The 19,562-nt window shown below is 61.8% G+C and carries 14 protein-coding genes; 12 read left to right on the plus strand and 2 right to left on the minus strand.

Annotation, left to right across the window (positions count from 1 at the left end; genetic code table 11):
* The first annotated feature begins 61 nt into the window (after positions 1–61).
* Both EKO19_RS28975 and EKO19_RS28980 read left to right on the plus strand, forming a co-directional pair.
* Entirely contained in the window at positions 62–1,252 is a 1,191-nt protein-coding gene (locus EKO19_RS28975) for a CaiB/BaiF CoA transferase family protein (RefSeq protein ID WP_217705677.1), read from the plus strand.
* Complete coding sequence (locus tag EKO19_RS28980; RefSeq protein WP_129780867.1) at positions 1,249–2,031, plus strand: enoyl-CoA hydratase; 783 nt, start codon at positions 1,249–1,251, stop codon at positions 2,029–2,031. Before EKO19_RS28975 ends, EKO19_RS28980 begins: the two co-directional genes overlap by 4 nt.
* Positions 2,032–2,056: 25 nt before the next feature.
* Here EKO19_RS28980 and EKO19_RS28985 read toward each other — a convergent pair whose 3' ends face one another.
* Both EKO19_RS28985 and EKO19_RS28990 read right to left on the minus strand, forming a co-directional pair.
* Positions 2,057–3,541: an NAD-dependent succinate-semialdehyde dehydrogenase gene (locus tag EKO19_RS28985; RefSeq protein ID WP_129780868.1), complete on the minus strand. Its 1,485-nt coding sequence runs from the start codon at positions 3,539–3,541 to the stop codon at positions 2,057–2,059.
* The gene (locus EKO19_RS28990; RefSeq protein WP_129780869.1) at positions 3,538–4,767 is read right to left on the minus strand and encodes an iron-containing alcohol dehydrogenase; all 1,230 of its coding nucleotides are present in this window, start codon (positions 4,765–4,767) and stop codon (positions 3,538–3,540) included. Before EKO19_RS28990 ends, EKO19_RS28985 begins: the two co-directional genes overlap by 4 nt.
* A 131-nt stretch (positions 4,768–4,898) precedes the next feature.
* On the opposite strand from EKO19_RS28990, the gene EKO19_RS28995 reads away from it, so the two are divergent.
* From EKO19_RS28995 to EKO19_RS29040, 10 genes are all read left to right on the plus strand, one after another.
* A complete protein-coding gene (locus EKO19_RS28995) occupies positions 4,899–5,603 on the plus strand; it encodes a GntR family transcriptional regulator (protein WP_129780870.1) in 705 nt (234 codons plus the stop codon).
* Between the two features lie 163 nt (positions 5,604–5,766).
* Positions 5,767–7,158: an amidohydrolase family protein gene (locus EKO19_RS29000; RefSeq protein WP_129780871.1), complete on the plus strand. Its 1,392-nt coding sequence runs from the start codon at positions 5,767–5,769 to the stop codon at positions 7,156–7,158.
* Entirely contained in the window at positions 7,145–8,473 is a 1,329-nt protein-coding gene (locus EKO19_RS29005; RefSeq protein ID WP_129780872.1) for an MFS transporter, read from the plus strand. Before EKO19_RS29000 ends, EKO19_RS29005 begins: the two co-directional genes overlap by 14 nt.
* A gap of 27 nt (positions 8,474–8,500) precedes the next feature.
* Positions 8,501–9,250: a gluconate 2-dehydrogenase subunit 3 family protein gene (locus EKO19_RS29010; protein WP_129780873.1), complete on the plus strand. Its 750-nt coding sequence runs from the start codon at positions 8,501–8,503 to the stop codon at positions 9,248–9,250.
* Between the two features lie 2 nt (positions 9,251–9,252).
* Positions 9,253–11,022, plus strand: a complete 1,770-nt coding sequence (locus EKO19_RS29015; protein ID WP_129780874.1) for a GMC family oxidoreductase — start codon at positions 9,253–9,255, stop codon at positions 11,020–11,022.
* A gap of 12 nt (positions 11,023–11,034) precedes the next feature.
* A complete protein-coding gene (locus tag EKO19_RS29020; protein WP_217705678.1) occupies positions 11,035–11,409 on the plus strand; it encodes a c-type cytochrome in 375 nt (124 codons plus the stop codon).
* 38 nt (positions 11,410–11,447) lie between these two features.
* Positions 11,448–14,420 carry a TonB-dependent receptor plug domain-containing protein gene (locus EKO19_RS29025; protein ID WP_129780875.1) on the plus strand — a complete coding sequence of 991 codons (2,973 nt, stop codon included), beginning with the start codon at positions 11,448–11,450 and terminating at the stop codon, positions 14,418–14,420.
* Between the two features lie 73 nt (positions 14,421–14,493).
* Positions 14,494–17,625, plus strand: a complete 3,132-nt coding sequence (locus EKO19_RS29030; protein WP_129780988.1) for a glycosyl hydrolase family 28-related protein — start codon at positions 14,494–14,496, stop codon at positions 17,623–17,625.
* A 281-nt stretch (positions 17,626–17,906) separates the two neighbouring features.
* On the plus strand, positions 17,907–18,422 hold the full coding sequence (locus EKO19_RS29035) for an RNA polymerase sigma factor (protein ID WP_157995484.1): 516 nt from the start codon (positions 17,907–17,909) through the stop codon (positions 18,420–18,422).
* Positions 18,423–18,432: 10 nt separating this feature from the next.
* On the plus strand, positions 18,433–19,503 hold the full coding sequence (locus EKO19_RS29040) for a FecR family protein (RefSeq protein WP_129780877.1): 1,071 nt from the start codon (positions 18,433–18,435) through the stop codon (positions 19,501–19,503).
* Positions 19,504–19,562: the final 59 nt, after the last annotated feature.

Here is a 19,562-nt window from a genome sequence, read left to right on the forward strand (position 1 = left end):
CCCGGGTCGTCGACCTGGAGCAGGATCTCGACGATCATCGCGGAGGCCATTGAGAAAGAGCGTGGATACATCCAATCAAAACGACAGCACGGGCTTGCCGCTGGCGGGAATTCGCGTGCTGGACATCACGCAAGTGATGGCGGGGCCGTTCTGCTGCATGCTCCTGGGCGACATGGGGGCGGATGTCATCAAGATCGAGCCGCCGCAAGTCGGCGACTCGACCCGACATTCGATGGGGTTTCGGCTCAAGGGCGAGGACAGCCCGGGCTTTCTCGCCCTCAATAGAAACAAACGCAGCATCGCGCTCGACTTGAAGAATCCCGCCGATCGCGACGTGTTGTACGCACTCGTCAAAACCGCGGACGTGCTGGTGGAGAACGCGCGCCCTGGCGTCGCAGCTCGCCTCGGCATGGGTTACGAAACGTTGTCGGAGCTGAATCCTCGACTGGTGTATGCGAGCATTTCAGGCTTCGGACAGACGGGGCCCTGGGCGCAGCGCCCGGGTTTCGATCTGATCGCTCAGGCCATGTCCGGCGCCTTGAGCGCGACCGGACTGCCCGGCGGCGAGCCGGTCAAGAATGGCATTCCAGTCGCCGACCTGGGAGCGGGCTTGTTTGCTACCTATGGCATTCTGAGCGCGCTGATGGGTCGAGAAAAATCCGGGCGGGGCCAGTTCATCGACGCCTCGCTGCTCGAAGCGGCGTTGGGCCTGTCGGTGTGGGAGACAACGGAGTTGTGGGGCACGGGTAAATCGCCACAACCGATCGGCAGCGCGAACCGCATGTCGGCGCCCTATCAGGCGGTGCGAGCTTGCGACGGCTATTTCGTGATCGGCGCGGCCAATCAGAAGCTGTGGCTCACGTTTCTCGAGGTGGTGCAGCGCTCGGAGCTGAACTCCGATCCTCGCTTCACCACCAATGCGCTGCGTGTGACGAATCGAATCGAGCTGATCGATGAGTTGCGGCCCACGCTGGCACGGCGCACGGTCCACGAATGGGTCGAGGCCTTGCTGGCGGCCGGCGTGCCCGCCGGTCCGATCTACAACTACGAGCAGGCGTTGGCGAGCGATCACGTGGCGGCGCGTGAGATGGTCATGAATATTCCGCATCCCGTCGAGGGTTCGTTCCGAGCGTTGGGCTTTCCGGTCAAGATGCGAGGCACGCCGCAGCGAGTGCGCCATGCGCCGCCATTGCTCGATCAGCATAGCGAAGAGATTCGTCGCGAGTTGTCCGAGAAAGGGCTGCTGTCATGAGTGAAGGCAGGCTGGTCTACCAGAGGCGCGAGGCCGTCGCACAGCTCTCCTTCGACAATCCGTCGGCTCACAACGCATTGACGCATCGAATGTGGTGCGACCTGCGCGACACTTGCCGGCGCATCGCGGGAGATTCGAGTATTCGCGCCGTGACATTTCGTGGCGTGGGTGGCAAGGCCTTCATCTCCGGCACGGACATCAGCGGCTTTGTCGGATTTACGTCGGGCCGCGACGGCATCGACTATGAACGACACATCGACGAATGCATGGCCGCGGTCGACGCGTTGCCCATGACCACCATCGCCATCATCGAGGGTTGGGCGGTGGGAGGTGGGTTGAATATCTTCAGCGCCGCCGACATTCGCATCGCCACGCCCGACGCGCGCTTCGCATCGCCCTTGGGTCGCACCATCGGCAACTGTCTGTCGATGAGCAGCTGCGCCCGCATCGCCAGTGCGATCGGCGTCACCATGGCCAAGCGAATGCTGTTGCTCGGAGAGGTGATCTCGGCGCAGGAGATGATGAGCAGCGGAGTGCTATACAACCTCATCGAGGCCGCCGGTCTGGACGCCGCGGTGGAGACCCTTTGTCAGCGCGCGGTGTCGAATGCGCCGCTGACGACTCGTGCCAGCAAGGAAATGATTCGCCGGTTGAGCGTCGCCAATCTGCCGAACATCGACGATCTCATCGAGCAGGTTTACGGCAGCGAAGACTTCAAGCGCGGTGTCCAGAACTTCATGGCCAAGAACAAGGACGTGCCGCAGTGGAGTGGCAAATAGCTCAACTGCAAATCTGAGATTCCGGTCACCAATCGACCGCGATGTATTTGGCTTCGGTGAATTCGCGAATGCCATGATGTGAGCCTTCGCGTCCCAGGCCGCTCTGTTTCATTCCGCCGAACGGCGCGGCCGCGTCCGACACCAAACCGCGATTGAGCGCGATCATGCCGCTTTCCAGGCGCTCGGCGACGCGCAGTCCGGTCTTGAGATCGCCGGTATAGAGATAAGCGACCAGGCCGTACTCGGTGTCGTTCGCCAATCGAATCGCCTCATCGACCGAATCGAACGGCATCAGCACGGCCACCGGACCGAAGATCTCCTGCTCGAGAATCTCGGAGCCTGGCGCGACGTCGCTCAACACGGTCGGTGGAAAGAAGAAACCGGGGCCAGACGGCGCAGTGCCACCCAAGAGCACGCGAGCGCCTCGTTTCACCGCGTCCGCGACCAGCGTCTCGATCTTGGAGACCGCAGCCTGATTGATGAGCGCGCCACAGCCGGTGTCTGGAGCGCAGCCCTCGCCGAGCTTTACGGCAGCCATTTTCGCGACCAGTTGCCTGGTGAATTCTGCGTAGACGCCACGTTGAACGTAGAAACGATTGGCCGCGGTACAGGCTTCGCCGCCGTTGCGCATCTTGGCGACCATGGCGCCGGCGATTGCGTCCGCGACATTCGCATCGTCGAGCACCAGGAACGGCGCGTTGCCGCCAAGCTCCATCGAACAATTGACGATGGTATCGGCGGCTTCGTGCAGCAGCAGGCGACCCACTTCGGTCGAGCCGGTGAAGGAGAGCTTCCGAACCCGGCCCTCGTGCAACATAGCTTTGACGACCGCCGCCGGCTTTGCGGTGGTGATTACATTCACGACGCCGGGCGGGATGCCGGCTTCCAGCATGAGCTGCGCGACAGCGTAGGCGGTGAGCGGTGTTTCTTCGGCGGGCTTGAGAATGCACGTGCAGCCCGCCGCGAGCGCTGGAGCGATCTTGCGAGTGGCCATCGCCGCTGGAAAATTCCAGGGAGTGATCAGTAGCGAGACACCGATGGGCTGATACATCACGACGATGCGATTGGTGCCGCTCGGCGCGGTGCTGATTTCTCCTTCCAGTCGCACGGCCTCTTCGGCATACCAGCGGAAAAACTCGGCGGCGTAGAGCACTTCTCCCTTGGCGTCCGCCAACGCCTTGCCGTTTTCGAGCGAGATCAGCTGCGCCAGCCAGTCGCTGTTGGCCACCATCCTGTCGAAGCACGAACGCAGCAGCTCGGCGCGTTTTCTCGGCGGGGTCGCGGCCCATGCCGATGCGGCCCGCGACGCGGCTTCGATGCATTCGATTCCATCTTTGACGGTGGCGTCCGCAACGCAGGCGAGCACTTCACCGGTCGAGGGATTGATGACTTCGATGCGCTCGTTCTCGGCCCCCGTACGCCAGCGATCGCCAATCAACAGATCGGTGGGGATCGCTCGTCCCGGGGCGGCGGAGGAGGCCGGCAGCAGATAGTTGTTGGTGGCTTTCATTGGTGACGCAACGCTGCTCGATCGCCGGAGTAGGCGGCGGCGGTGATGGCTTGCATGGCGGGCAGGTCCAGCGGGCGCGGATTGTTCTTGACCAGACGCTGAATCGCGATGGCGCTCTCGGCGGTCCACTGTTGTTTGTCGGCGGGCAGCCCGAGATCTTTCAAGGTGCGAGGAATGCCCACTGATGCGAACAGCCCGGCCACTGCTTCGATGAGAATGCGCGACAGATCATCGTCGCTGCCGCTGGCGTCGCCGAGGCCCAGCATCCGCGCAATCTGAGCAAAGCTATCGATACAAGCCGGCCGATTGAACTCCATCACATAGGGCAACAGCGACGCCACGCCATCGCCGTGTGCGGTATGCGTGGCATTTCCAACGGGATATTGAATGGCATGCGCGGCGGCAGTGCCCGCCGTTCCGAACGCACAGCCCGCGGCAAGCGCGCCCATCATCAGATGCTCTCGCGCCTGCAGATCCTTACCGTTGACGTAGGCTCTATGCAGGCTCTTCCAGATCGAAGAGATCGCCAGCAGAGCGAAATGATCCGAGAGTGCGTTCTTGCCCACGAACACGTGCTGCAAGGTCAGATCGTGGCTCGCGGGTCGCGCCAGAGCCGTGAAAGACTCGATGGCATGAGTGAGCGCGTCGCCGCCGGAACATGCAGTCAACGCGGGCGGACAAGTCAACGTCAGCTCGGGATCGCACACTGCAACTTGCGGAATGAGGTGGGGGCTGGCGATGCCGATCTTCGTGCCCCTTGCCGTGTCCGATATCACGGCAACAGGGGTCACCTCGGAGCCGGTGCCTGACGTCGTGGGGACTGCGATTAGAGGAGTGACTGGGCCAGGAACTTTATATTCGCCGTAGTACGTGGATGGTTCGCCACCGTGAGTTACGAGTACCGCCACGGCCTTGGCCATATCCATGCAGCTGCCGCCGCCCATGCCGATGATCACTTCAGGCATGAAGGGCATCGCCGTGCGCAAACAATCCACGATGGATTCGGTGGGCAGATCGGGCAGAGTGCGGTCGTACGCGAGTGCCACCGCGCCGAGACGCTCGAGATCGGCGATGAGTGTCTCGATCTCCCGGTCGGCACCCAATCTCGGATCGGTGCAGATCAACACTCGTCGGCCAAATTGCCGGGCCACTGCCGGCAGCGCCTGCCGTTGGCCGGACCCGAACAGCACGGACCTGGGCAGCCGCATGGCGCCGAATAGGCTCATAAAGCTCTCGTTACGGGATGGCGACTGGCCGTCCACTGCGACTCATCCTATATCATATATGATAGAATTACCAAGCACGGTAACCGACAATGCCGTTCATACCGGTGGCCAATGACCGATTGCCGATCCCCATGAGCAGCCATTCCAAGAATTCACCCCCGGCGGCGCCAGAGAACTCACGTCAGATCAAGCGCGCGTCCGGGTTCGTCGAGGATGCGTACAGCCGTATTCGCGAAGACATCATGTCGCTGAAGATTCCACCCAACACGCGCATCTCGGTGGACAGCATGGCGCGCGAGTTCGGCATCTCGCAGACGCCGATTCGCGAGGCGCTCAGCATGCTCGAGGCCAATGGTCTGGTGACCAAGCAGCGCTTCATCGGCTACTGCACGGCGCCGACGTTGAATCGCAAGCAGTTCGAGGAATTGTTCGAAATCCGCTTGCTGATGGAGCCTTACGCGGCCCGCTGCGCGGCCGAGCGAATGAGCGATAAAGCCTTGATCGACCTATGCGGACTGGCGCTCGAGATGAATCCGGATCAAGCGACGCAGTCGCGTACTCTCTACGACCAGTTCGCCGATCAGGACGCCGAATTTCACGACCAGATCGCCCGTGGCAGCAACAACGATCTGATCGCGGAATCGCTCAGCCGGCTGCACATTCATTTACACATCTTCCGGCTGCGCTTCCACCGCGAGGTGACCAATGAAGCGGTGACCGAACACACGCTGATAACCAAGGCTCTACAACAGCGCGATCCCGACCAGGCCGAAGCGGCCATGCGCGCGCATCTCCAGAAGTCCTATCAGCGCCTCGTGAAGTTCACTCGCGAATAGCCCGCTCGCGCCTTTTTCTTGCGCCTCGGCAGCGGTGGCCTTAGATTTGATAGCGATACCATTTGACTTTTGGCCCGGTCGGCCGCGATGATACCGATATCATATAGGATATGAGCCATCTAAGGCGCCAGCCAATAAGGCGCCGGATACCGAAGGGGGATGAGTGCCGCTGTCCGTCCGTGTGGTCGCCGCTGTTCTCGGTTTAGGGGTCGTGTGCGCAGCTCAGGCGGCGCCGACCGTGCTGACGAACTTCACGCTGATCGATGGCACCGGCCGCGCTCCCGTTGCTGCTTCCGCCTTGGTCTTCGACGACGGTCGCGTCTCCTGGGTGGGATCCCGTGCGAGTTTGAAACTTCCCAGCGGCGCGACAGTGGTCGATTTGAGCGGCAAGTTCGTGCTTCCCGGCCTCATCGACAATCACGTGCACGTCGGTCTGGTTCACGACCTCACGCAAGACGTGAATTTCTACTCGCGCGAGCTGGTGGAACAACAGCTGCGCATCTATGCAGCCTACGGTGTGACGGCGGTGCAGGTACTCGGCACCGACACCGATGTGATATTCGGTATCCGCGCGGATCAGCGTCAGGCGCAGACGAACATGGCGCGCGTGTACACGTCCGGCCAGGGACTGGTGTTCAAAGGTTCCTATGGCGGCGTCGCCGGACTGAACAAACCGGTGGCCAACGCGGCGGAAGCGCGCCAGGCCGTCGATGAGCAGGTAGCCAAGGGCGTCGACTTCATCAAGCTGTGGGTCGATGACGAATTCGGCGACTTGCCCTCGCGCATGCCGCCCGATATCAGCCAGGCCATCATCGATCAGGCGCACCGGCATCGGCTGCGCGCCATTGCTCACATCTTTTATCTCGAGAACGCGAAGACCCTCGCTTCGCAAGGCGTCGACGGTTTCGCGCACAGCGTGCGCGATCTGCCCGTCGATCGAGCGCTGCTGGATGAGATGAAGCGACACCACACCGTCCAGATGGCGGCGACGCTCAGCCGCGAAGCCTCGTTCACTTACACACAATTGCCATTCCTCGACGATCCCTTCTTCAACCGGTCGATCACGCCGGCCGCACTGACGACGCTGAAGAGCCCGGAGCGTCAGCGGAAGCTGGCGGCGGGCAAGCACTTCAGCCAGTACCCCGGCGTGCTCGAGCTGGCGTTGAAGAATACCCAGCGTGAGATCGAAGCGGGCGTGCCTTATGGCGTCGGTAGCGACAGCGGACCCTCGGGGCGTTTCTCGGGTCATTTTCTTCATTGGGAGCTGCAGTTGATGGTGCAGGCGGGCTTGTCGCCGCTGCAGGCATTGACCGCCGCCACGGCGACCAATGCGAAACTCATCGGCGCCAGAGATCTGGGCACGATCGAGCCAGGCAAGAGCGCCGATCTGCTGGTGCTCGATGCGGATCCTCTCGCCGACATTCGTAACACTCGAACGATTCATGCGGTGTATGTAGCAGGCAAGCCGGCAGCCACGATCTGGTCGATCTGTGCGGGCCGAGCCGCAACGGAGTGCAAGAGCACAGCAGGTGGCGGCAGCCATGGCGAGCGGTGATGCGGCCATCGTAGCGCCGGCTGCTGCGTCGGTGGATCACACTGCGACCATCGCGCCCACGCGCGTGCGTCACACGGTGCTGTGGCTCACCGTCGCCGCATACATGATCACTTACATCGACCGGGTAGTGATTTCGGCCGCGGTCCCTTCCATCCAGCAGGAGTTCGGCTTCTCCATCGTCACGATGGGTTGGATTCTCGGCGCCTACCAACTGTCGTATGCGTTGTTTCAAATTCCTGGCGGGTGGCTGGGAGATCGCTTCGGTCCCCGGCGTGCGCTGCCTGCGATCGTCGCATGGTGGTCGGCATTCACCGCCGCGACTGCGCTCACCTGGTCGGCGACGTCGATGATCGTCTGTCGATTCCTGTTTGGCATGGGCGAGGCGGGCGCATTTCCGATCGCGACCCGATCGCTGTCGCGCTGGATGCTGCCCTCGGAGCGAGGTTTCGCCCAAGGCATCACGCACGCGGGTTCCCGACTGGGCGGCGCGCTCACGCCGATCGTCGTCGTCTTCATCATCGCTCACTACGGCTGGCGCGCGCCTTTTTATATCTTCGCGGTGCTGGGGTTGTTGTGGGCGGCGATCTGGTATTGGTTCTACCGCGATTCTCCCAACGAACACCGCATGGTCAACGCCGCCGAGCGGGAGCTGATCGCCAGCGCGTTGGGCCACACCGCCAATCGATCGAAGATCGTGCCCTGGCGACCCATCCTGCGCAGCCCGCAGATGTGGCTGCTGTCAGCGATGTATTTCTGTTACGGCTACGACATCGGCATCTTTCTCACCTGGTTCCCGAAATATCTGCATGCCGAGCGTCAGTTCGAGCTTCAGCAGATGGGTATCTACGCGAGCCTGCCGCTGCTCGCCGGTGTGGCTGGCGATGTCTGCGGTGGCTGGTTCTCCGACCTCGCGTTGAAGCGCACGGGCAATCTGAAATTCGCGCGGCGTGTCGTTGCGATTCCGGGGTTCCTGATCGCTGCCGTGACCATTCCGCTGGCCTGTCTCGCGAACGACCCGCTCGTCAGCGTCGGCTATTTCGCGCTCGCCGTGTTCGGCATCGAACTGACCGTCGGTGTTTCCTGGGCGGTGACGCTGGACATCGGCGGGGTGTATGCGGGCTCGGTATCCGCGGTGATGAACACTTTCGGCAATCTGGGCGCCGCCATCGCGGCGGCGATGACTGGTTATATCGTGACCGCCAGCGGTTGGACGGCTGCGTTCTTCGTGCTGGCGGGCTACTCGTTGGTGGCGGCGATACTGTTCACGCGCATCGATGCATCGAAGCGTGTTTATGAGGACACCGCACTGTCATAGCGCGAACCTGCGTCGACCGGGGGAAGGATGTCTGAAGAAAACAATGTCGAGCCGAAGAAAGTGAATCGGCGCGCATGGCTGAAGCTCATCGGCGCCGGTGCTGCATCGGGTGTATTGCCGGCCGGCGACGCGGCTGCCGAGAACGCCATGGCCGGCATGCATCATCCCGTAGCCAAAACAACGGGCCCCGACGAGGAACCGGTCGCGGCCTACGAATTCCTGAATGGCGATGAAGCCGCGTTCATCGAAGCGGCGATCGATACGCTCATTCCGGCGGACGAGCTGGGCCCCGGGGCTTTGCAGCTGGGCGTGGCCGTGTTCATCGATCGGCAATTGAACTCCGGATTCGGCCGCGGCGATCGCATGTATCTGCAGGGGCCGTTCATCGAAGGCACGCCGGAGCAGGGCTATCAGTTGCGCATGACACCGAGCGAGCTGATTCGCAACGGCATCATGGACGTCAACGCGCACGTGCGCGACCAATACAAGCGCACATTCGATGCGCTCTCCGAAGAGGATCGAATCGTCGTCCTGACGCAACTCGAGAAGCACGAGATTCAGTTGCCCACGGTGCCCACCGTGATCTTCTTCAGTCTGCTGTACGACCTCACCATGCAGGGCTACTTCGCCGATCCCCTCCATGGCGGCAACAAGGGCAAGGCGTCGTGGAAGATGCTCGGCTTTCCCGGGATCGGCGGCATGTATGCGGACAAGATCGAGGCCTGGCGCAACAAGAAATACATGACCGGGCCCATGAGCATTCAGGACCTGCTGTGACGATGGTCACCAAGCTGAAACCTGTCGATATCGCCATCGTCGGTCTGGGCTGGGCCGGCGGCATCCTTGCCAAGGAACTCGCGTCGACCGGCTTGAAGATAGTCGCCTTCGAGCGTGGCGGGCCGCGTGCGACCAATCCCGATTTTCTGGCTCCGCAGGTTCATGACGAGCTGCGCTATTCGCGTCGCCACGAGCTGATCCAGAATCTGCGCAAGGAAACATTGACCTTCCGCAACGACCCTTCGCAGCGAGGCTTGCCGATGCGCCAGCTCGGTTCGTTTCTGCCCGGCGAAGGTGTCGGCGGCGCGGGCACGCACTGGTCCGGACTGCATTGGCGCTGGACGGAGTGGGAGCACAAGATGTACTCGGGCACCGTCGCGAAGCACGGCAAGAGCGTCGTGCCGGCCGACATGAACCTGCAAGACTGGCCGGTCGATTATCACGAGCTCGAGCCGTACTACGACAAGTTCGAAAAAGTCTGTGGCACCTCCGGCAAAGCCGGCAACTTGCAAGGCAAGAGGATCGACGGCGGCAATATTTTCGAAGCGCCGCGTGCCAACGAATTTCCGAATCCACCGCTGATTCAGTCGCATAACATGGTCTTGTTCGAGAAGGCCGCGCGCAATCTGGGCTATCACCCGTTCCCGGTGCCGGCCTCCAACGCGTCGCGCGCCTATGTGAACCCGGATGGAGTGGCGCTGGGCCAATGTCACTATTGCGGCTTCTGCACGGCCTTCGGCTGCGAAGCAAATGCCAAGGCGAGCCCGCATTTCACCGTCATTCCGCTCGCTTACAAGAACCCGAACTTCGAAGCGCGAACCAATTCCTATGTGATGAAGGTGAATCTCGATTCACGGCGCAAGCGCGCGGTGAGCGTCACCTACCTCGACGCTGGCGGGCGTGAGTTCGAGCAACCCGCGGACCTCGTGATCCTGGCGGCGTACGTCTTCGGCAACGTGCATCTGATGTTGCATTCGAGGATCGGCAAGCCTTACGACTTCCAGCGCAACAGCGGCGTGGTGGGGCGCAACTATGCCTATCAGTCGATGGGCGGGGTGGCGGCTTTGTTCTCCAAGGACACCTACTTCAATCCCTTCATGGGCTCGGGCGCGCTGGGGACCTGGATCGACGACTTCAACAGCGACAACCCCGACTTCGCCAAGCTGGGCTTCATCGGTGGCGGTGGTATCAGCAGCGGCAGCAACGGTGGCGCACCGATTCAGCGTCATCCCACGCCGCCCGGGTCGCCGCGCTGGGGCAAGGGATGGAAGAAGGCGATCGTCGAGACGTATCACCGCATGACCACGGTGGGCAACCAAGGCTCGGTGATGAGTTATCGCCAGAATTATCTGGATCTCGATCCGACCTACACCGACTCTTTCGGCCGCCCGATGCTGCGGCTCACGTTCGATTGGCAGGAGAACGAATTCCGGCAAATGGAGTTCGCGCGCGGTATCTGCGCAACCATCGCCAAGGAGATGGGCGCGGAACAGGTGTTGAGTCGACGAGAGCGCGGACGATATTCCATCGTTCCGTATCAGACGACGCACAACACAGGCGGCACTGTGTTCGGCGACGACCCTCGCACCAGCGCCTTGAACAAACATCTGCAGAGTTGGGATGTTTCCAATGTGTTCGTGGTGGGGTCGAGTGCGTTTCCCCAGAACGCGGGGCGCAATCCGACCGGGCCGGTGGGGGCTCTGGCGTACCGGCTCGCCGATACCCTCAAGGATCGGTATTTGAAACGGCCGGAACGCCTGGTGACTGTCTGACGGAGGTTCGAAGTGAAACTGGTTGCGATCACCGGTCTGGCTGCGCTGGCAGTGATGTCTCGAGCCGCGGCCGATGGCGATGTGTCGGCGGGCGCCACGGTGTTTGCGCAATGTGCGGCATGTCATGCCGTTGGCGCGAACGCTCAGAACAGCGTCGGCCCGGTGTTGAACGGCGTCGTCGGCCGGGCCGCGGGCACCTATCCGAGTTACCGCTATTCAGCCGCGATGAAGCGATCCGGCCTCACCTGGGACGAGGCGACGCTCAAACAATATCTCAAGGGTCCGGAACAGCTCGTGCCCGGTAGCAAGATGATGTTTCCCGGTCTGGCGAGCGACGCGGACGTTGCCAACGTGATTGCCTATCTCAAACAGCAGCGGGCTGAGTGAGTTGAACGGAAAGTAGGTTCTATCAAACAGGGGGAGCGATGTCGAACAATCATAGCAGTGACGTTTCCAACGCCGTGAAGAGGACGTTGGCGGGCTTTCAGACATTGGCGGCTTGCGGGCTGCTGATACCGCTGGCAGTACAGGCGCAAGGGACGTCGCCCGAGCCGCAGAACAGTGACGCCAGGGTAGGGCTCGAGGAAATCATGGTCACCGGTACGCGCATCATGACGGATGGCTACAACGCGCCGACGCCGACGTCGGTCATCACTGCCGACGCAGTCGTCGCCAATGCGCAGCCCAACATCTTCAGCACGGTGGCGCAGCTGCCTTCGTTGCAAGGCTCCACTGGCACGCAGGTGAATACGTTCAGCACGTCCAGCGGACAGCAGGGCTTGAGCTCGTTCTCGTTGCGCGGTTTGACGGCAATTCGCACACTGACGTTGCTCGACGGTCAGCGTGTGGTCGGCGCGAACGTGACTGGCGTGGTGGACGTGAGCATGTTTCCGCAGTTGCTGGTCGAGCGTGTCGACGTGGTCAACGGCGGCGCCTCTTCCTCGTACGGTTCCGACGCGGTCGGCGGCGTCGTGAACTTCGTCACGAATACGCGCTTCGAAGGTATCAAAGCAAACGTCCAGGGCGCGACGACCAACTATGAGGACAACGATACAGTCGTCGCTCAGCTCGCGGCCGGCAGCAGCTTCTTCGACGGTCGCCTGCATGTCCTGGGCAGCGTCGAGTATCACGACGAAGATGGCGTGGGACCGGGCCCGTTGGGTATCGGCCTCGCGAACGGTCGCGACTGGTTCACGCAGCGGGTGCTCGTCAATCGCAACGTGCTGAACGACGGCTCGCCGCAGTACAACGTGATCGACTACGCGCAGCCCTACAACTACACCAAGTACGGTCTGATCACGGCGGGGCCGTTGCAGGGCATTGCCTTCGACCAGAACGGCAATCCGTTCCAGTTTCAGTACGGCTCGAACGGCACACCCGCACGAAACGCAGCGGGCACCGTCAATGGCTGCTTACCGGGGTTCTGCGTCGGTGGGGATGTCTCCGGCAATGTCGACGCCGGCCGCTCACTCCAGTCCGATCTCGAACGAGTCAACGGCTACGGCCGCGTCGGCTTCCAGTTCGCGGACGACGACGAAATCTATTTAACGGCCAACCTGGCGCAGGTCCAGACTCACAACCAGCCGATCAACGGCATGGCTCGTCCCAACCTCACGATCCAATGCAGCAACGCCTATTTGCCGGCGTCGGTCCAGACGATGTGCGCGAATGCCGGTATCACCAGTTTCCAGTTTGGCACCAGCAACGCGATCCTGCCGCCCAGCCAGGTGTACACCGATCGCCGTCAATATCGTTTCGTGTTGGGCGCGATGGGCGGTGTCTCGCTGATCGGCAAGGACTGGAACTACAATGGCTACTACGAGCATGGCGTCAACTTCAGCGATGTCGATGTCAAGAGCATCATGCTGTCGCGTCGCTTCGACCAGGCGATCAACGCGACGACGTTGAACGGCAGTATCGTTTGCGCCGACGCGACGGCACGAGCGAATGGCTGCGTTCCCATCAACATCTTCGGCGGCACGCCGCTATCGGCCCAGGCGCTGGAGTACATCCTGCCCTCGAAGGGTCCCTATCAGCGGACGCGACAGAATCAGGAAGTGGCCAGCTTCAACGTGTCCGGCTCGCCGTTCGAGTTGTGGGCGGGGCCGCTCGCGCTCGCCTTCGGTGTCGAATATCGCAAGGAAGAGTACCGCGTCCGCGCCGATCCCTATGGCAACGGCATCAATACTCAAGCGGGTATCGAGGGCACGCCCTACAGCTCCGTCTATCCGGCGGATCCGGTGCTGCTGACCGCGGGCAACAACTGGTTTGCAGGCAATTATAAAAATGGCGAGGGCGAGTACAGCGTCAAGGAAGCCTATCTGGAGTTCGACCTGCCGCTATTCGAGACGCAGGCCGCGGGTCGCGCGAACTTGAACGCCGCCTACCGCGTGACCGACTACAGCACGTCCGGGACGATCGATGTTTGGAAGGTCGGCGGCACTTGGGATACTCCGCTCGATGGGTTGCGCCTGCGCGCCACCACGTCGCGCGACGTACGTGCGCCGAATCTCTCCGAACTGTTCGCCGCGCCCGTCACCACGACGCTGCCGAACTTCCTGGATCCGTTCCGTAACGTCAACGTGCTCGCGATCCAGAACGTGGTCGGCAACCCCGCCCTCACTCCGGAGATCGCCCGCAACACTTCGTTCGGTGTCGTGCTCGCCGAGCCGTCGTGGCTGCCGAATTTCAGCGTGTCGGTGGACTATTACAAGATCAAGATCGACGACGTGGTCTCCAGCCTGAGCGCGGCCGACATCGTCAACTTCTGTTTCAGCGGCGCCCTGCCGCAGACCTGCAACTCATTCAATCTCAACAACCCGAACGGGCCGAATTTCATCAACGTGCAGTCGTTCAATTTCGCCTCGATCGAGACCGACGGCTACGACATCGAAGCGAGCTATCGCTGGCCGCAGCTGTTCGGTCTGGCCGGGACCTTCACCGTGCGCGCACTGGCCACACACGTTAGTGAATATCTGACTGACAACGGCTTGTCGGGCACGATTCCGGCCGACAGTGCCGGTGAAAACACCGGCAACATTCCGGACTGGAAAGTGCTCGCCGTCCAAAGCTACGAGACCGACAAATTCTCGTTCCTGATTCAGGAGCGCTGGATCAGCGATGGTGTGTTGGGCAACAAGTACATCGAATGTCAGCCCGGCACCTGCCCGGTCTCGACCGTGAATCGGCCGACCATCGACAACAACCACGTGGATGGGGCTCTCTACATCGACGTCGGTGGATCGTACGAGCTCCGGTCGGGTGCGACCGCGTATTTCAAGGTGGACAATGTGCTCGACGAGGAGCCGGGGCGGGTGCCGAATTTCGCCAACCCCGCGCTGTTCGACATGCTCGGTCGTGTGTATCGACTCGGCGTGCGCTTCGAGCTTGGCCGTTAGCACCGCGCGAGGGCTGCAGGCGACTGCAGCCCTCGCGACCCTGTTGTAACTTTCTGAGTGCGGCATGACGACCATGGATGAAGAGGCATACGCAGTGACGGCTCTACGTCGGATCGGGTGCGCACTGTTATGCGTTGCCGCGCTGACTGTGGCGAGATCGCCGGCGCTTGCCGCGACCTCGGTTTTCGAAGTGGCGCCGACCGAGCCGCGCGCAGTCACTGTCCAGGGCAAGGGTGACGGCCGAGCCGACGACACGGATGCCATCCAGCGCGCGCTCGACAAAGTCGCCGAGTCGCCGGGCGGCGGCATCGTATTTCTTCCCTCCGGTCGTTACCGGATCAGTCGCACGATCCTGGTATGGCCGTCGGTGCGCCTGCTGGGTACCGGACGCACGCGCCCGACGCTCCTGCTCGGGGACAACACGCCAGGCTTCCAGACGGGCATCGGCAGCATGGTGGTCTTCACCGGTGCGCGGCGGGGAGACAACGCGCGAGGCGATATCGGTCGTATCGAATTGCCCCGCGTGCCGTTTCCGCCGCCGACCGTCGTGCCGTTCGATCCGAAGCTATGGGACGCGAATCCCAGCACGTTTTACTCGGCGATGAGCAATGTCGACATCGAGATCGGTGCGGGCAATCCGGCGGCCACGGGCATTCGGTTTCGAATCGCCCAGCATGGTTTCCTGAGCCACATGGATTTTCGACTGGGCTCGGGCTTTGCCGGCATCTATCAAGCCGGTAACGTGGTCCAGCACCTGCGCTTTTTCGGTGGCCGCTACGGCATCGTGACGGAGAAGCCGTCGCCGGCCTGGCCATTCACGGTGATCGACTCGACCTTCGAAGGCCAAAGGAGTGCGGCGATCCGCGAGCACGAAGCGGGGCTGACGTTGGTCAACGTCTCGGTGCGCGATGTGCCCGTGGGTATCGAGATCGATCGGGGTTACGGCGACTGGCTGTGGGGCAAGGATGTTCGCTTCGAGCGCGTCAGACGAGCCGCTGTCGTGATCTCCAATGAGAACAATGTCTATACGCAGGTTGGCTTCGATGACGCGCTCGCGAGCGACACGCCGGTGTTCGCAGAATTTCGAGATAGCAAACGAACCGTCGCCGGTAAGGGGCGGAGCTATCGCGTGACTGCGTTCAGTCACGGACTGGCAGTGCCGGCGCTCGGACAGCTCGGCCAGGTCGCAACCGAGGCCAATATCGAGCCAGTCGACAGGTTGCCGAAGCGCAAAGCATCCGCCATTCGATTGCTACCACCGGTGTCGCAGTGGACGAACGCGCGCGAGTCGGGTGTAGTGGGGGACGGGCAAGCAGACGACACCGCGGCTCTGCAGCGCGCAATCGACTCGCATAAAACAGTTTATCTGCCGCTTGGCGTCTACAAAGTCACCGACACGATTCGGTTGCGGCCAGATTCGGTGTTGATCGCTTTACATCCGAGTCTCACGCAAATTGCTCTCGCGGACAACACGCCGGCTTATCAGGGAGTCGGTGGACCGAAGGCGTTGGTTCAATCGGCCGAGGGCGGCGACGCAATCGTCTCCGGCGTCGGATTGTTCACGGGCGGTATCAATCCACGCGCGACCGCGCTGCTGTGGAGTGCAGGTGAGAACTCTCTCGTCGACGATGTGAGATTCGAAGGTGGCCACGGCGGGCCGGCGCTCGCGACCGGAGTGAGAGCCAATGGCTACAATGCCAACCACAGCGGCGATGCCGATCCCGCACGACGCTGGGACGGTCAGTATCCGAGCCTGTGGGTGCGGGGCGGCGGTGGAACCTTCAACGGCATCTGGAGCCCGAACACCTACGCGAGTGCGGGGCTGTACGTCTCGGACACCAACATACCCGGGCACGTCTACCAGATTTCCGTCGAGCATCACGTGCGCAATGAGATCGTGCTGAATCGCGTCGCCAACTGGGAGCTACTCGCTCCACAGACGGAGGAAGAGTATGGCGAGGGCAGGGATGCTGTATCTCTCGAGATCCGCGATTCCCGAGACCTCCTTATTGCCAATTATCACGGCTATCGAGTGACGCGCACGCTCGGGCCGGCCCCTGCAGCGGTGCGACTCTACAACGTTCGTGACATACGCTTTCGCAACGTTCACGTAAATGCCGAGAGCGGCTTCGCGACTTGCGATGGCGATGACTGCGCGACCTTCCTCCGGCTCAGCAAATATCCCTTCGAGAATGCGATCGAAGATGTTTCCAGCGGGCTCGTCGTCCGTGAGCGGGAATTCGCGCGTCTCGATGTTTCCAGCCCAGGCGTGGCGCCGGTGGCGGGGACTGCACCGCGAGCAAGCGAGGTGAAGAAGCTGGTTGGAGGGTTTGGGGCGCTGGGCGGCGGCATCGTCGATTCGCGCGGCACGCTGTATTTCGTCGACCGCATCTTCCGGCGCATCCATAGCTGGTCCGCGGAGACCGGGCTGGGCATCGTCAGCAGCCATTCGCTCGATCCCGTCAATCTCGCCGTGGATCGTTCGGATCATCTGCTCGTGCTGTCTTCGGATGGCCATGACGCTTCGGTGTATAGCCTCGATCCGCAGGGACTGGATGGTGTTGTCACTCGCCTCGAACCGCAACCCGCGGGCTCGCATCCGAACGCCGATATCGCGATGCCAGTCAACTGGTGGGCCAATGGGGAGTTCAGAGATCAGTATGACCCCGCACGCGACGAGTTCACTACGCTTGCCGAGCTGTTTGCTCGCGAGGTTGCTCCGGGAGCACCCCGCGAATATGTGTCGCCGGATAAGAGTCTGGTGCTGCCGGCCTTCCGCGTTTTCCATCAAGGACCGCCGGACTATCGCGGCTGGCGATTCTCGCATTCACTCGATACGTACGGTTTCGCTATTGCAAAGCCAGGAACGCGGCTCTACGTGAGCAACGGATCCGAGGCACGGACTTATTCCGCAACCGTCGGGCCAACAGGTGCCCTACAGAATCTCGAAGTGTTCGCCGAACGTGGCGGCGAAAGTGTCGTGACCGATGCCGCCGGTCGAGTCTACGTCGCGAATGGTCAGATCTTCGTCTATGCCGCCGATCGCAAGGAGCTCGGACGCATCGAGGTGCCGGAACGTCCGTTGCAGCTCATCTTTGGTGGCGCGAATCGTCAGACGTTGTTCATCCTCACTCATCGGGCGCTGTACTCGATGGAAGTGACGCCGACAGTCGACTCGGCTGCGACGGCGGCAAGGCGGGATTGATCCTCAAATAATGTAATTGCCACCGGGCGTCGCGCACCCGTCGGTGCTGCCCATCGGTGATCGAGACCATTGCCAGAGGTCGCCCCGAAAGCAGGCCTGGTGCGGGCGATGGCATGGAAGGTTACCCCCGCAAAGCGAATCATCCGCTGCGCTATTTCCGCCGCCTCTTGCCATGGGGGAGGCGTCCAGGTCTGTGGCTACCCCAATTCGGATAGGTATCCATTTTTCCGTTTCGAATACCCTAGGCTTCAGGGAGCGGAATGTCCGTGGAGCGACAGCGCGTGACTTTGGAAGAAAAGCAAGCCTTTGTGGCAGCCGTTGAGGCGCAGCACGGGAAGCGGCTGCGCCGATTCCTGTTGGCGCGCGTACGGAGCGCAGCGGATGCGGCGGATCTGGTGCAGGAGGTTTTCTTACGACTGCTGCGGGTCGAGGATCACGAGAGTATTCGCATGCCCGAGGCCTACGTGTTTGCACTCGCCAATCATGTGCTTTATCAGCACCGCCTGCGGCAGGCAAAGACCAGCGCCGTGGACATTCTCGAGGTGTTGGCTGAGGTGCAGACCATGCCGCAGAGCGACCCGGCGGCACAGGCTGAAACCCAGCAGCGGGTCGAGGAATTGGAGCTTGCGCTGACCCAACTCTCGCCAAGAGCGCAGGCCGCGTTGGTCCTGCACCGTCGCGACGGTTTCTCGATCGAGGAAATTGCGGAGCAGTTCGGGGTGTCGCGGCCCATGGCCAAGAAGTACCTCGCGAAAGCCTTGTTGCATTGTCGGCAGCGGCTGGAGAAGAAGGAGTGAGGGATCGGGTATGAGCAAACGTACCGTGTCCGCGGGCTTCAATAGTCAGATCTATGAGGAAGCCTGCGATTGGTTCATCGATATGCGTGCGGGCGATGTCGACGCAGCCGGGAAACAGCGCTTCGATGCCTGGGTGCGCAAGTCCCCCGAGCATTTGCGCGCCTACCTCGAGATCAGCGAGATCTGGGATGACGCGCCCCTGGTAGATTCGTCTCGTACTGCAAATTCCGCGGACTTGATCGATCGGGCGCAGACTGCGGGGGCTGACATTGTCACGCTCAGTGGCAAGTCCGGGGGGGCGGCACCCATCCGCTCGTTGCCGCCACCGCGTGCGCGGGTTGGCCTCGTCGCGGCCGCGACGATTGCGTTCATGGCGATCGGTTTGGCCGTGGGATATCAAATGTGGCGTGAGCCCACGTATTCGACCGGAATCGGTGAGCAGCGAAGCATCGTGCTTGCGGATGGCAGTCGGGTGCAGCTGAATTCGCGTACGCGCATCAAAGTGCATTTTACCGAGCATGCCCGCGACATCGAGCTGCAACAAGGACAGGCGCTATTCAAAGTGGCTAAAAGTCCGAGGCGCCCGTTCATCGTCAGAAGCGGAGATTTCTCGGTTCGTGCAGTCGGTACAGTGTTCGATGTCGATCGCAAGCAGAGCGCGACCACAGTCACCGTGCTGGAGGGACGAGTTGCCGTCAGCTCGCCCGCCAGTCTGCGGCCGCAGATGTCCGGACCGTCTGTTATCGATGTCCCCGCGCCGCAAGTATTTGTGGCCGCGGGTGAGCAGGTGAAGACCCATGACCGCAGCACAACTCAACCTTCGCCCACGAACGTTGCCGCTGCCACGGCGTGGACGCAGGGCTCATTGGTGTTCGCCGGCTCGAGGCTCGCCGATGTGGTGGAAGAGTTCAACCGTCACAACGAGCGGCAGCTCGTCATCGGCGAGCCTTCCCTGGCCGATATGCGGATCAGCGGCGTATACGCTTCGACCGATCCGGCACTGCTCGTGCGGTTTCTGCGCGAGCAACCTGCGTTGAGCGTTGAGGAAACGGAGTCGACCATCGTGATCGGCGCTCGGTAATTGCAATCTCACGGTAGCCATTCTTCGTCGACGAGCACCCTATGTTTGCTGAAACGCCA

Origin of the sequence: Peristeroidobacter soli, from assembly GCF_004138485.1 — a bacterium.
Lineage (GTDB): Bacteria > Pseudomonadota > Gammaproteobacteria > Steroidobacterales > Steroidobacteraceae > Steroidobacter > Steroidobacter soli.

Excerpts from the sequence above, each read along its gene's own strand:
- EKO19_RS28980 (WP_129780867.1), top strand. The coding sequence starts at position 1,249 with ATGAGTGAAGGCAGGCTGGTCTACCAGAGGCGCGAGGCCGTCGCACAG.
- EKO19_RS28985 (WP_129780868.1), bottom strand. The coding sequence starts at position 3,541 with ATGAAAGCCACCAACAACTATCTGCTGCCGGCCTCCTCCGCCGCCCCG.
- EKO19_RS28990 (WP_129780869.1), bottom strand. The coding sequence starts at position 4,767 with ATGAGCCTATTCGGCGCCATGCGGCTGCCCAGGTCCGTGCTGTTCGGG.
- EKO19_RS28995 (WP_129780870.1), top strand. The coding sequence starts at position 4,899 with ATGAGCAGCCATTCCAAGAATTCACCCCCGGCGGCGCCAGAGAACTCA.
- EKO19_RS29005 (WP_129780872.1), top strand. The coding sequence starts at position 7,145 with ATGGCGAGCGGTGATGCGGCCATCGTAGCGCCGGCTGCTGCGTCGGTG.
- EKO19_RS29010 (WP_129780873.1), top strand. The coding sequence starts at position 8,501 with ATGTCTGAAGAAAACAATGTCGAGCCGAAGAAAGTGAATCGGCGCGCA.
- EKO19_RS29015 (WP_129780874.1), top strand. The coding sequence starts at position 9,253 with ATGGTCACCAAGCTGAAACCTGTCGATATCGCCATCGTCGGTCTGGGC.
- EKO19_RS29025 (WP_129780875.1), top strand. The coding sequence starts at position 11,448 with ATGTCGAACAATCATAGCAGTGACGTTTCCAACGCCGTGAAGAGGACG.
- EKO19_RS29030 (WP_129780988.1), top strand. The coding sequence starts at position 14,494 with ATGGATGAAGAGGCATACGCAGTGACGGCTCTACGTCGGATCGGGTGC.
- EKO19_RS29040 (WP_129780877.1), top strand. The coding sequence starts at position 18,433 with ATGAGCAAACGTACCGTGTCCGCGGGCTTCAATAGTCAGATCTATGAG.